This is a genomic window from Pelagibius sp. CAU 1746 (assembly GCF_039839785.1).
In the GTDB taxonomy this organism is placed as follows: domain Bacteria; phylum Pseudomonadota; class Alphaproteobacteria; order Kiloniellales; family Kiloniellaceae; genus Pelagibius.
In genome coordinates this window covers 230,181-242,865 of sequence record NZ_JBDOQT010000002.1, presented here as the reverse complement: position 1 = coordinate 242,865, position 12,685 = coordinate 230,181, and the positions used below count along the sequence as shown (strand labels likewise).

Sequence of the window (12,685 nt, the reverse complement as noted above, 5' to 3'; positions counted from 1 at the left end):
CCGTCCGGCATCAAGAAGAGACGGCCCCTCCGATTAGGAGGGGCCGTTTCGCATTTCAGCCTATCGTGAAGCGTCAGACGAAGCGGTTCCACCAGCCCCGGCGCTTGGGCTGATCGTCCTCGCTCTTCTCGCTGCGCGGCGGCTCCAGAGTTTCGACCTCCTGGTCGCCGACCTGCTCGGCCGCCGCCGAGCTCGCAGGCGTCGCCGGCTCGATCACCACCTTGGGATCGGTCGAAGTGATGTCCGGCCGCGGTGTGCCGGCTGCCGCCAGGGCAGGGGCCTCGGCCGCATCTTCTTCGGCCTCGGCGTCCTCCGTGGCCGCTGCCGCCGCCGCCGGTTCTTCGATCTCCGGTTCCCCAACGGGAGATTCTCCAACGGGAGAGTCTCCAGCGGGCGCTTCGGCGCTGTCCTCAGCCGCAACTAGGGCCTCTTCCCCGGAGTCTCCCGCCGCCGGCTTGGCTGCGCGGCCTCTGCCGCCGCGCGTTCCCCGGCTGCCGCGGGTGCCGCGGCGCCGTGACTTCGGCTTGGCTTCCTCCTCGGCTTCTGCGGCGGCTTCGGAAGCACCGGCCTCGATCCCGCCGTCCTCGGCCGCGTCTTCCGCCTCGGCTTTGGTCGACTCTTCGGGCTCGGCCTTGCGGGTGCTGCGCCGGCGCCGGCCGCGCGGCTTGGCATTTTCCTCGACCTCGTCCTCGGCTGCGTCCTCGGTCTCGGCCTCGGCGCCCTCTTCGGCCTCGGCGTCGGCCGCCTCGACGGCGTCCTGCGTCTCGCTTTCGCCCTCGTCGTCGCGGCGCCGCGCGCGGCGACGGCCGCCCCGCTTGCCGCGGCGCTTGCGCTTGCGCGGACGCTCGCCGTCCTGCTCCTCGCCGGCCTCGACCTCGCGATCTTCGGCGGCCTCGTCCTCTTCGGCCAAGCTCTCGCTCATCTCCTGGGACTCGGTTTCTTCCTCTTCGTCCCTGCGGCGGCGGGAGCGGCGGCGACGGCCGCGCTTGCGCTCGCCGTCCTCGCTCTCCGCCTCGCGGCGCGAGTCCCGCCGCGAGTCGCGCCGCGATTCGCGGCGTTCCTCGGCAGGCGCCGCGCGGCGCTCGACGACGGCGCCGTCGCGCTCGATCGTGAAGTCGTCGGTGGCCAGATGGTCGTCGGTTTCCACCGAGACCTTGAAGTCGTAGCGCTGCTCGATGGCGACCAGGTGATCGCGCTTCCTGTTGAGCAGGTAGAGGGCGACCTGGGTCGGCACGGTGACCGTCATCTCGCCGCCGGCCTCGCGGATACCCTCTTCCTCCAGCCGCCGGAGCACCTGCAGGGCGAGGGATTCCACCGTGCGCACGCGCCCGTCGCCCTTACAGTGCGGACAGGTCTCCGTCGAACTCTCGAAGAGGCTGGGCCGCATGCGCTGGCGCGACATCTCCAGAAGCCCGAAGGGCGAGATGCGGCCGAGCTGGATGCGCGCGCGGTCGTGGCGCAGCGCCTCCTTGAGGCGCCGCTCCACCTCGCGGTTGCGCCGCGATTCCTCCATGTCGATGAAGTCGATGACGATGAGGCCGGCAAGATCGCGCAGGCGCAGTTGCCGTCCGACTTCCTCGGCGGCCTCCAGGTTGGTCTTGAGGGCGGTTTCCTCGATGTGCCTTTCGCGCGTGGCACGGCCGGAGTTCACATCGACGGCGACCAGCGCCTCGGTCTGGTTGAACACCAGATAGCCGCCGGAGCGCAGCTGCACGGTGTTGGAGTGCATGGCGTCGAGCTGGCTTTCCACCTGGTAGCGCTGGAACAGCGGGACGTTGATATCCTTGTACTGCTGCACCTTCTTGGCGTGGCTGGGCGTCAGCGACTTCATGAAGTCCTTGGCCGCCTTGTAGCCCTCGTCGCCGTCGACCAGCACCTCGTCCGTGTCGCGGCTGTAGAGGTCGCGGATCGCCCGCTTGATCAGGTTGGCTTCCTCGTAGATGAGGGCCGGGGCCGTCGACTGCAGGGTCGACTGGCGGATGTTGTCCCACAGCCGCAGCAGGTATTCGTAGTCGCGGCGGATCTCCACCTTCGTGCGCTGGCTGCCGGCGGTGCGCACGATGACGGCGATGCCGTCGGGAATTTCGAGGTCGGCCAGGATGCCCTTCAGCCGGCGGCGGTCGCTGGCGTTGCTGATCTTGCGGCTGATGCCGCCGCCCTTATTGGTGTTGGGCATCAGCACGCAGTAGCGGCCGGGCAGCGACAGATAGGTCGTCAGGGCCGCGCCCTTGTTGCCGCGCTCTTCCTTGGTCACTTGCACCAGCATGACCTGGCGGCGCTTGATCACTTCCTGGATCTTGTAGCGGCGCAGCAGCTGGGCCCGGCGGCGCGCGGCGTCTTCCAGTTCGTCGCCGCCGACGGTGTCGACGCTTTCCTCGGTCTCCACCTGCTCGGGATCGGCGGCGGTCCCGCCGTTCTCGCCGTCTTCGTCATCCGCGGTTTCCGCGTCGCCTTCGGCGGCGGCCTCACGCATTTCCGCCCCGCCCTCGGCGCCGTCGCCCGCGTCCGTATCCTCGTCTTCAGCCGCCTCGGCGCCTTCCAGCGTCGTGTCGCCGCCGTCTTCCAGGGGGGCGTTCTCCAAAGGCTCGCCGCCGGCGTCGTCGGTCTCATCCAGGTCGGGGACGTCGAGCTCCGGGCCGTCGGGGGCTTCGTCGGCCGGCTCCGACTTCAGCGCGGCCTCTTCGGCCAGCAGCGCCTCGCGGTCGGCAATGGGGATGCGGTAGTAATCGGGATGGATTTCACTGAACGGCAGGAAGCCGTGGCGATTGCCCCCGTAGTCGACGAAGGCCGCCTGAAGGGAGGGCTCTACCCGCGTCACCTTGGCGAGGTAGATATTGCCTTTTAATTGCTTCCTGGAACTTGTTTCGTAGTCGAAATCCTCAAGTCGATTGCCAGACTGAACCACCACCCTGGTTTCTTCCGGGTGGCTGGCATCGATAAGCATACGTTTGGCCATAAAGGGAAAACTCCGGAACGCGCAACGCGGGGTCCTCGGGGACAGCCTTTCTGTCTCCCGGCCGCGGCGCGAAAGTCTTGGGAACTCGTTTGGTCGACATTATCGATGTCTTGACCGTCATCGGAACGAGCATGCTCTCATTTCCGAGGTCGTGGACGATGCGGCTTTTCTATGGAAGCCGCCGCCAGCGCCTCGACGGCCGGGACACACCATCTCAATAAGAGGGGCCAGGCCGTGAATTTGGGGGAGCCACGCTTTCACTGTCGCAAGCGCTATGCTGACGAGAGCGGCCACGCGGCTCGGTTGTCTCGCGATTCCCTGCCCGGATTCGGCATTCCACCCCTGTCGCGCGGGCTTGCTTCTTGCAGACTGCGCGGCCACCTCAACGAGGCGCCGCGGCCACATTGCCACGCCACTTTCCGGGAAAGGCTCGGGGAGGCAAGAGGAATCACGTCCGTAATAATATCAGGCAAGACCATGGTCTACCAGCCAATATTCCTCTCCCGGCGGGGCCGGGAGAGGGTTGGGCAAGAGGGAGCCGGAGAGGAGAGCCGGCGGCCGCGGGGCCGGCCCCATGGCCGCGCATTTTCCGAAGCCGAGGTTGCGCCGCGCCTCGCTGACGCCCATTTTGCCCTGTAAATTCGTTGGAAAATGTGCCGATTTCCGGTGCGGGGGCGGCCGGAAGGACTTGGCCTGCTCCCCGGCGTTCGCGTATATCTGGTAGTGGGCCGTTAAGCTTACGCAATATTTGGGAAATCAACTTGAAGATTCGGCTCCTCTTGCTGGCCATGGTCGTCCTGACGGGTGCCGCGGGCGCGGCCATGCCCGGGTCCGCGCTCGCCAAGCCCCAGGTGACCGCTGCGCGCATCGGCGAGACCCCGGAGCGCACCCGCTTCGTCCTGGAGTTGAGTGAGGACCTGCCTTACCGGGTCTTCACCTTGCCCGATCCCTTCCGCGTGGTCCTGGATCTGCCGGAGGTCGACTGGTCGCTGCCCGGTGACCGGCAGCCACGGGCGCGCGGCCTAATCAGCGACCTGCGCTTCGGCCTCTTCGCGCCGGGGACCAGCCGGGTGGTGCTGGACGTCAAGCGGCCGGTACACCTGCAGAAGGTTTTCGTGATTCCGCCGCGCGACGGCAAGCCGCATCGCTTGGTGATCGACGTCGAGGAGGTCAGCCGGGAGCGCTATTTCGCCGCCCAGAGCCAGGAGACGGGTGAGGCCTCGGTCTCCGACCGCCCTTTGAAGCCCTTGGCCGAGGCGGTACCGCCGCTGCCGCCGGTCAAGCCCGCCGACGCCCGCCCGACGGTGGTCATCGACCCGGGCCATGGCGGCGTCGATCCTGGCGCCGTGGGGGTTTCGGGCTCGCACGAGAAGAACCTGACCCTGGACTACGGCAAGGCCTTGAAGGCGGCGCTGGAGGCGACCGGGCGCTATCGCGTGGTCATGACCCGCGAGCGCGACGTCTTCCTGAAGCTGCGTGAACGCATCCGCCTGGCTCAGGAGGCCGAGGGCGAGCTTTTCATCTCCCTGCATGCCAACGTGCACAGCTCCGGCAAGATCCGCGGGGCCTCGATCTATACGCTGTCCGAGACCGCCTCGGACAAGGAGGCCGCCGCCCTGGCGGCGGCGGAGAATGCCGCCGACGTGCTGGCCGGCGTCGACCTGACCGACCAGACCGGCGACGTGCGCAATATCCTGATCGACCTGGCCCAGCGCGAGACCATGAACCTCTCCAAGAAGTTCGCCAACGACCTGGTGCGCGAGGTCGGCCGGGAGGCCAAGCTGTTGCGCAATACCCACCGTTTCGCGGGCTTCGCGGTGCTGAAATCGCCGGTGGTGCCCTCCATCCTCTTCGAGATCGGCTATATGTCCAATCGCCAGGAAGAGCGGCTTTTGCGCAGCAAGGCGCATCGGGATAAGATAGTCGCTTCGATTATTCGGGCGATTGACGACTATTTCGAAAAGCAGAAAGCGGCAAGCCGGTCCTGAGGCTGCCTTGGCGGCGGCGCCGGGTTGCCCCGGACGGCCCGGAAACCGGGGTGCCGGCTATCACAGGGCTGCCACATTTTCGTGCTAGCCCTTGATATGAAAGCGCTTGCATCCTCGGTTGAGGTTCCTTAACGCCTCACTGCGTAGCATTCGGCCAGGATGCTCTAGTGGGAGCGCCGGGCCGGTGGCGGCCAGGAAGCGGGCGGAGGCGCCCGGCGGAGAAAAGAGCTTGAAACGTGCCTTTAAGATCATCGGCGTCCTGTTCGGATTGGCCCTGATTTGCGCCGTCATCGGGGCCGGCGGCCTGTTCTACGTGTTTTATCACTATGGCCGCGGCCTGCCCGATTACAGCCAACTGGCCAACTATGAGCCGCCGACGGTGACCCGCGTGCATGCCGGCGACGGCCGCCTGCTGGCCGAGTACGCGACCGAGAAGCGGGTCTTCGTGCCGATCACGGCGATTCCGCGCCGCATCACCAATGCCTTCCTCTCCGCCGAGGACAAGAACTTCTACGACCACCCGGGCGTCGACTTCGTCTCCGTGCTGCGCGCCGTGGTCACCAACATCGCCAATCTGGGCTCCGACCGGCGCCCGGTGGGCGGTTCGACCGTCACCCAGCAGGTGGCCAAGAACTTCCTGCTGAGCAACGAGGTCGCCCTGGAGCGCAAGATCAAGGAGGCCATCCTGGCCTTCCGCATCGAGCACGCCTTCACCAAGGAAACGATCCTGGAGCTCTATCTCAACGAGATCTACCTGGGCTTCGGTTCCTACGGCGTGGCGGCGGCGGCGCTGAACTATTTCAACAAGTCGCTCGACGAACTGACCATCGCCGAGGCCGCCTATCTGGCGGCCCTGCCCAAGGCGCCGAACAACTATCACCCGGTGCGCAAGCACGCCGCCGCGGTGGAGCGGCGAAACTGGGTGATCGGCCGCATGGCCGAGGACGGGCGGATCACCCAGGAGGAGGCCCAGGCGGCCCGGGGCGAGCCGCTGGTGGTGCGCGAGCGTGACGATACCGAAGTGGTCGAGGCCCAGTACTTCGCCGAGGAGACCCGGCGCGAGTTGGCCCGCCTCTACGGTGACGAGAGCCTCTATACCGGTGGCCTCTCGGTACGCACGACCCTTGACCCGCGCCTGCAGTCGATCGCCAACCGGGTGCTGCGCGAAGGTCTTGTCGACTATGACCGCCGCCACGGCTGGCGCGGACCGCTGCAGGAGATCGAACTGGGCGAGGGGGCGGACGCGGTGCGGCGCCTGCAGGAGATCGAGCGCCCCATCGGCATCGATACGGCCTGGCGGCTGGCGGCGGTGACCGCCACCGGCGCCAAGCAGGCGGACATTGTCCTGGACGACGGCACCACGGGGCACATCCCCATGGCCGAGCTGACCTGGGCGCGCAAATGGATCGAAGACCAGCGCATCGGCCATCAGCCGAAAAAGCCGGGCGACGTGCTGAAGGCGGGCGACGTGATCCTGGTCGAAGCCGTGACGGAGGACGGCGACGGCAAGGCTTACGACACGGGCGCCTTCGGTCTGCGCCAGATCCCCGACGTAAACGGCGGGCTGGTGGCGCTGGACCCGCACACCGGCCGGGTCCTGGCCATGGCCGGCGGCTTTTCCTACGAGCGCAGCGAGTTCAACCGCGTGACGCAGGCCAAGCGCCAGCCGGGCTCGGCCTTCAAGCCCTTCGTGTATCTGGCCGGGCTCGACAGCGGCTTCACCCCGGCGACCATGATCCTGGACGCGCCCTTCGTGCTGGACCAGGGTCCCGGCTTGGGCAAGTGGAAGCCCTCCAACTACTCCAAGGAATTCTACGGTCCGACCCCCATGCGCGTCGGGATCGAGAAGTCGCGCAACCTGATGACGGTGCGCCTGGCACAGACCATCGGCATGGAGAAGGTGGTGGACTACGCGCGCCGCTTCGGCATCATCGAAAACATGGAGCCCGTGCTCTCCATGTCGCTGGGCGCCGGCGAAACCACCCTGATGCAGATCACCACCGGCTACGCCATGCTGGTGAACGGCGGCAAGCGCATCTCGCCGACGCTGATCGACCGGGTGCAGGACCGCCATGGCCGCACCATCTACCGCCACGACCTGCGCGAGTGCGAGGTCTGCCGTGTCGAGGCCTGGCAGGGCCAGGCGCCGCCGGAACTGCCCGACGAGCGCGAGCAGGTGGCCGATCCCGCCTCCGCCTACCAGATCGTCGGTATGCTGCAGGGCGTGGTCCAGCGCGGCACCGGCCGGCGCATCGCCTCCCTGGGCATGCCGTTGGGCGGTAAGACCGGCACCACCAACGATAACATCGATACCTGGTTCATCGGGTTCAGCCCCGATCTGGCCGTTGGCGTCTTCGTCGGTTTCGACGAGCCGCGCACCCTGGGCCCGCGCGACACCGGCTCCAACGTCGCCGCGCCGCTGTTCAAGTCCTTTATGGCCGAGGCGCTGACCAAGGAGGACACGGTGCCCTTCCGTATCCCGCCGGGGATCCGCCTGGTGCGCCTCAACGCCGAAAACGGCCAGTTGGCGCGGCCCGGCGACAAGCACGTCTTCCTGGAGGCCTTCAAGCCGGGCACCGAGCCGGCACCCGGGCGCCAGGTGGTGCTGGACGGCGGCTACAACCCCTCCACCGGCAGCACCGCCGCCAGCGGCACCGGAGGCCTCTACTAGGGCCTCCGCGCAAGAGGGTCTGTACGGGGGGAGGCGGAATCCGCTACAAGTTCCCGGGAAATATCCAGCCGCGGCCCTGGAAGGTATTCGGGCAGCGGCCCATCATAGAATGACCAAGGAGTGCTTATGCGCGCCGAAATCCAAGCGGTGGCAGACGAGGTTCGTCAGTCGTTGGCCCTGCTGAGGAGGCATCTTTGACGTCGATGCCGCGACGCTGCGCCTCGACGAGCTGAACGCCGAGGCCGAGAACCCCGAACTCTGGAACGACCCGGAGAGCGCCCAGAAGGTGATGCGCGAGCGCACCCACTTGGAGCAGTCGCTGAAGGAGTTCCACGCCATCGAAGGCGAGCTGGAGGACGCCGTCACCCTGGCCGAGCTGGGCGAGGCGGAGGATGACGAGGACAGCATCCAGGAGGCCCAGAGCCAGCTCGAGGCCCTGCAGGCGCGTGCGGCCAAGCGGCAGCTCGAAAGCCTGCTCTCCGGCGAGGCCGATGCCAACGACTGCTACCTGGAAGTCAACGCCGGCGCCGGCGGCACCGAGGCCCAGGATTGGGCGCAGATGCTGCTGCGCATGTACGTGCGCTGGGCCGAGGCCCATGGCTACAAGATCGAGTGGCTGGAAGAAAGCGCCGGCGAAGAGGCGGGGATCAAGTCGGCGTCTGTGCGGGTGATCGGGCAGAACGCCTACGGCTGGCTGAAGACCGAGTCCGGCGTGCATCGCCTGGTGCGCATCTCGCCCTTCGACTCCCAGGCGCGCCGGCATACCTCCTTCGCCTCGGTCTGGGTCTATCCGGTGGTCGACGACGCCATCGAGATCGAGGTCCAGGACAAGGACGTGCGCATCGACACCTACCGCGCCTCGGGCGCTGGCGGTCAGCACGTCAACAAGACCGATTCGGCGATCCGCATCACCCACCTGCCGACCGGCATCGTGGTGCAGTGCCAGAACGACCGTTCGCAGCACAAGAACCGGGCCCAGGCCTGGAGCATGCTGCGCGCCCGCCTCTACGAGCACGAGTTGCAGAAGCGCGAGGCCGAGGCACAGGCGGAGGCGGACTCTAAGACCGACATCGGCTGGGGGCATCAGATCCGCTCCTACGTGTTGCAGCCCTACCAGATGGTGAAGGACCTGCGCACGGCGGTGGAGAAGGGCAACGCCCAGGGCGTGCTGGACGGCGACATTGACGATTTTCTTGAGGCCTCCCTGGCGGCGCGCCTGGACCGGGGCTCGGGGGAGGCCGGGGCCGAGGCGTGACGTCCTGCCGGCCCGCGTTTGCGGCCGCCGGCGAAGGTCCCCGCTTTGCGGAGCGGCAACTGGCGGCGGTTTAGGAGGGGGGCAGGATGCAGATACCGCGTTCGACAGTGCCGGGAATCGTCACGCCGGCGATTCCGGGCCGCATGGCCTCGCTGCTGCTGTCGGTCCTCTACCAGTTCGAGCAGACCCAGTGGATGACGCCCGAAGAGCTCTTCGCCCAGCAGGCGCGCCAGCTGCAGTTGCTTTTCGCCCACGCCGCCCAGACGGTACCGCTCTATCGCCGGCGCTTCGTCGATGCGGGGGTCGATGCAACCGCGAAGGTGACGTGGGAAACCCTGCAACGCCTGCCGATTCTGACGCGCGCGGAGCTCCAGGCCGCCGCCGGGGACGTCAACGCGGCCTCCTTGCCCAAGTCGCATGGCAAGCGTTACACCATCGAAACGTCGGGCTCCACGGGCCGCGCCGTGCGCATTTTCGGCACCGAGGTCACGGGCCTGTTCTGGCGCGCTTGTGTCATGCGCGAGCACTTCTGGCAGGGGCGCGACCTGGGCGGCAAGCTGGGGGCGATCCGCAAGGCGCGGGCCGGCACTGCCCTAGCTCCGGCGGGCGCGCGCAGCGAAACCTGGGGGCCGGCGTCGGGAACCATCTATCCGACCGGGCCGGCGGTCATGCTGAATGTCGTCGCGGGCTTGGACGAGCAGGTCGCATGGCTGCGGCGCGAGCGGCCGGATTATCTCATTTCATTTCCGTCCAATTTCATGGCCCTGGCCAGTTACTGCCGCGACCGGGAGATCGGCTTCGAGAACCTGAAGCAGGTGATGACGGTCGGCGAGACGGTGACCGACGACCTGCGCCGCCAGGTGAGCCTCGCCTGGGACGTCCCGCTGAAGGATTCCTATAGCTGCGAGGAGGCCGGATACCTGGCCGTTCAATGTCCGCTGCACGAGACCTACCACGTGCAGTCGGAGAACGTGGTGCTGGAGGTCGTCGACGACGAGGGCCGGCCCTGCAGTCCCGGCGAAACGGGGCGGGTGCTGGTTACCTGCCTGCACAACTTCGCCAGCCCGCTGATCCGCTACGAACTGGGCGACTACGCCGAGGCCGGCTCCGCCTGCGCCTGCGGGCGCGGCCTGCCGACGATCAACAGGGTGCTTGGGCGCAGGCGCAACCGCATGGTGCTGCCCGATGGGCGCTCGGTGTTTCCGAACTTCGGCTACCACGACGACTACCGCGCGATTACCGACAAGGTCCGCGCTTTCCAGTACGTTCAGCGCAGCGCCGATACGATCGAAAAGCGGATGGTGGTCTCGGAGCCACTGACCGAAGCCGAAGAGGCCGCGCAGCGCGCCTTGATCGTGAAGAACCTCGGCCACCCCTTCGAAATCGTCTTCAGCTATCACGACCGGCTCTCGGAGCGCGATAGCGGCAAGTTCGAGGAATTCGTGTCGGATATGGCGCTCTGACGGCCGGCTGAGCCCGCCACCGGAAAGACTCAGGTCGGTTTGCGGGTCGCCAGGTAGATGCCGGGCAGCACCAGGGCGGCGCCGATCAGATGGTAGCTGCGCAGTTCCTCGCCCAGCAGCAGGTAGGCGAGAACGCCGTTGTAGAGCGGGAAAAGATACATCAGCAGGCTGGTCGGACCGGCGCCGAGGATGCGCTGCACGAGGGCATAGACCTGGTAGGCGCCCAGGGAGGGAATCATCGCCACGAAGGCGACGATCAGGAAGCTGCGCGGCGCCAGCGCCGGCAACTCGCCGCCGAGGCCTTCCATCACCGTGAAGGGCAGCAGCACGACGATACCCCCGAGGATGATGGCGGCGAAGCGCGCGGTCACCGGCAGGGCGGTGGGGCGGTGTTGCAGCATGATGCAGTAGACCGCCCAGGCCGCCATGGCGCCGACGATCCAGAAGTCTCCCACCGCAAAACTCAATCCGGTCAGGACTCCGATGTCGCCGCGGCACACGATGGCGACCACGCCCAGCAGCGACAGCAGCACGCCCAGGCCCTGCAGCGGCGATAGCTGCTCGTCATAGAAGACGTGCGCCAGGATGACGATCAGGATGGGGGAGACGGAGTAGATGAGGCCGATGTTGGTGGCCGAGGTGGTGTCCGCCCCGATGTAGACGAATGCGCCGCAGGCGCCCATGCCGAGGGCGCCGAGGACAAGGAGGTCGCGCCATTCCTTGAGCGCGGCGAAGCGGTACCGCCAGAGCGTCGCCGCCGCGAAGGGCAGCAGCAGGCAGAAGGCCAGCGTCCAGCGCCAGAAGGCCAGCGCGACCGGTGGAAAGGCGTCGTGGACGAGGCGCGCCATGAGCATGTTGGAACAGAACAGCACCGGGGTGATGAACAGCAGTATCAGTGCCAGCTTACGCTCGCTCAGCCCGAAGCGGCGCTTCTCCTGCGCGGCGGCGGCGTCCCTGGGGCTCTCGTCTGCGGTCATGGAATGACGCTCTACCGGCTGCCGCCGCCGCGGTCAAACGCCGAAGCGGCAGGGGTGGCATGCCGAAAGCTGGAGGCGCCTCAGTCCGCGGCGAGCGCGCCATAGTAATGATGGGGAAAGCCGGCCTGATGGCGGGCGCCGTCGTTGAAGGGGGGCTTTAGCTGTCCCTTGAAGTGGCGCCGCACGAGACTCTGCCAGGTTTCCCGCGAGTCGCGTCCGCGCCGGGCGCAGATATGGTCGAACCAGCGCTTGCCGATGGCGACGTGGCCGATTTCTTCCTCGTAGATGACCTGCAGGGCGGCGGCGCTGTCATGATCCTCGGCCGCCTGCAGCTTTACGATCATGGCCGGGGTGACGTCCAGGCCGCGCGCCTCCAACACCAGCGGCACCACGGCCAAACGCGCCAACAGGTCGTGCGCGGTCTCTTCCGCGGCCTGCCACAGCCCGTCGTGCGCGGGCAGATCCCCGTAGGACAGGTCCAGCGCCGCCAGCCGCTCGACCAGAAGCAGGTAATGCTTGGCCTCCTCGTCGGCGACCCGCATCCAGTCGTCGTAGAAGGGGCGCGGCAGCTCCTCCCGGGTGAAGCGCGCGACGATGTCGGCAGCCAGGTCGATGGCGTTCAGCTCGATATGCGCCAAGGCGTGCAGCAACGCACCGCGCCCGGCGCTGCCCCGGTTGATCTTGCGCTTGGGCACCTCGCCGGGCCGCTTCAGCTCCGGGCGCGCGGGCCGGGCCGGGCGCGGCGGCGGTGGCGCGCTGCCGACCTCGGCGATCGACCCGTCGCGCCAGGCTGCGGCGGTTTCCCGCGCGAGCGCCGCCTTGACCAGGGGGTCGGCGGTCTCCAGGACGGCGACCGCCCGCTCCGCGAGAGTGCTCATGGCCTGCTCTTCACAAGCCGGGCGTTCACAGGGCCTGGGCCGCTTCGAGGACCTCCTCGACGTGGCCCTTCACCTTCACCTTGCGCCATTCCCCGCGCAGCACGCCCTTCTCGTCGATCAGGAAAGTCGCGCGGTCGATGCCCATGTACTTGCGCCCGTACATGGATTTCTCGATCCAGGTGCCGTAGGCCTCGCAGACCTTGCCGTCCTCGTCGGAGGCCAGAGTAAAGGGCAGGTCGTACTTCGCCTTGAACTTGTCGTGCTTGGCGACGGTATCCTTGGAGACGCCGATGATCACGGCGTCGATTTTGGAAAAGTCCGGCAGCGCGTCGCGGAAGCCGCAGGCTTCCTTCGTGCAGCCGGGAGTGTCGTCCTTCGGATAGAAGTAGAGCACCACCTTTTGTCCCTTGAGATCCTTCAGGGAGATCTTGCCGCCGCCGTCGGTCGGCATCGTGAAGGCGGGCGCTTTCTTTCCGAGTTCAGCCATGGTCATGGTT

General features: G+C 67.3%; 8 protein-coding genes. 4 read left to right on the top strand and 4 right to left on the bottom strand.

The genetic code is table 11. From position 1 onward, the window contains the following. Nucleotides 1-73: 73 nt before the first annotated feature. Nucleotides 74-2,956, bottom strand: a complete 2,883-nt coding sequence (locus AAFN88_RS17975) for an Rne/Rng family ribonuclease (RefSeq protein WP_347521944.1) — start codon at nt 2,954-2,956, stop codon at nt 74-76. Between the two features lie 761 nt (nt 2,957-3,717). On the opposite strand from AAFN88_RS17975, the gene AAFN88_RS17970 reads away from it, so the two are divergent. From AAFN88_RS17970 to AAFN88_RS17955, 4 genes are all read left to right on the top strand, one after another. After that, nucleotides 3,718-4,944, top strand: a complete 1,227-nt coding sequence (locus AAFN88_RS17970) for an N-acetylmuramoyl-L-alanine amidase (protein WP_347521943.1) — start codon at nt 3,718-3,720, stop codon at nt 4,942-4,944. A 229-nt stretch (nt 4,945-5,173) separates the two neighbouring features. Beyond that, nucleotides 5,174-7,615, top strand: coding sequence for a penicillin-binding protein 1A (locus AAFN88_RS17965; protein ID WP_347521941.1), 2,442 nt, complete (start codon nt 5,174-5,176; stop codon nt 7,613-7,615). Nucleotides 7,616-7,741: 126 nt separating this feature from the next. Continuing rightward, nucleotides 7,742-8,870, top strand: a protein-coding gene (gene prfB / locus AAFN88_RS17960) for a peptide chain release factor 2 (RefSeq protein ID WP_347521939.1) whose coding sequence is annotated in 2 segments (ribosomal slippage) — nt 7,742-7,810 and nt 7,812-8,870 — 1,128 coding nt in all. Because the reading frame shifts where the segments join, the coding sequence is not laid out codon by codon here. Between the two features lie 86 nt (nt 8,871-8,956). Beyond that, complete coding sequence (locus AAFN88_RS17955; RefSeq protein WP_347521937.1) at nt 8,957-10,333, top strand: hypothetical protein; 1,377 nt, start codon at nt 8,957-8,959, stop codon at nt 10,331-10,333. Between the two features lie 29 nt (nt 10,334-10,362). Here AAFN88_RS17955 and AAFN88_RS17950 read toward each other — a convergent pair whose 3' ends face one another. From AAFN88_RS17950 to bcp, 3 genes are all read right to left on the bottom strand, one after another. Next, nucleotides 10,363-11,310 (bottom strand): DMT family transporter, encoded by a 948-nt coding sequence (locus tag AAFN88_RS17950; protein ID WP_347521936.1) that lies wholly within the window; start codon nt 11,308-11,310, stop codon nt 10,363-10,365. 80 nt (nt 11,311-11,390) lie between these two features. Continuing rightward, nucleotides 11,391-12,188 carry a ferritin-like domain-containing protein gene (locus tag AAFN88_RS17945; protein WP_347521935.1) on the bottom strand — a complete coding sequence of 266 codons (798 nt, stop codon included), beginning with the start codon at nt 12,186-12,188 and terminating at the stop codon, nt 11,391-11,393. Between the two features lie 25 nt (nt 12,189-12,213). Beyond that, the gene (gene bcp, locus AAFN88_RS17940; RefSeq protein WP_347521933.1) at nt 12,214-12,681 is read right to left on the bottom strand and encodes a thioredoxin-dependent thiol peroxidase; all 468 of its coding nucleotides are present in this window, start codon (nt 12,679-12,681) and stop codon (nt 12,214-12,216) included. Nucleotides 12,682-12,685 lie beyond the last annotated feature (4 nt).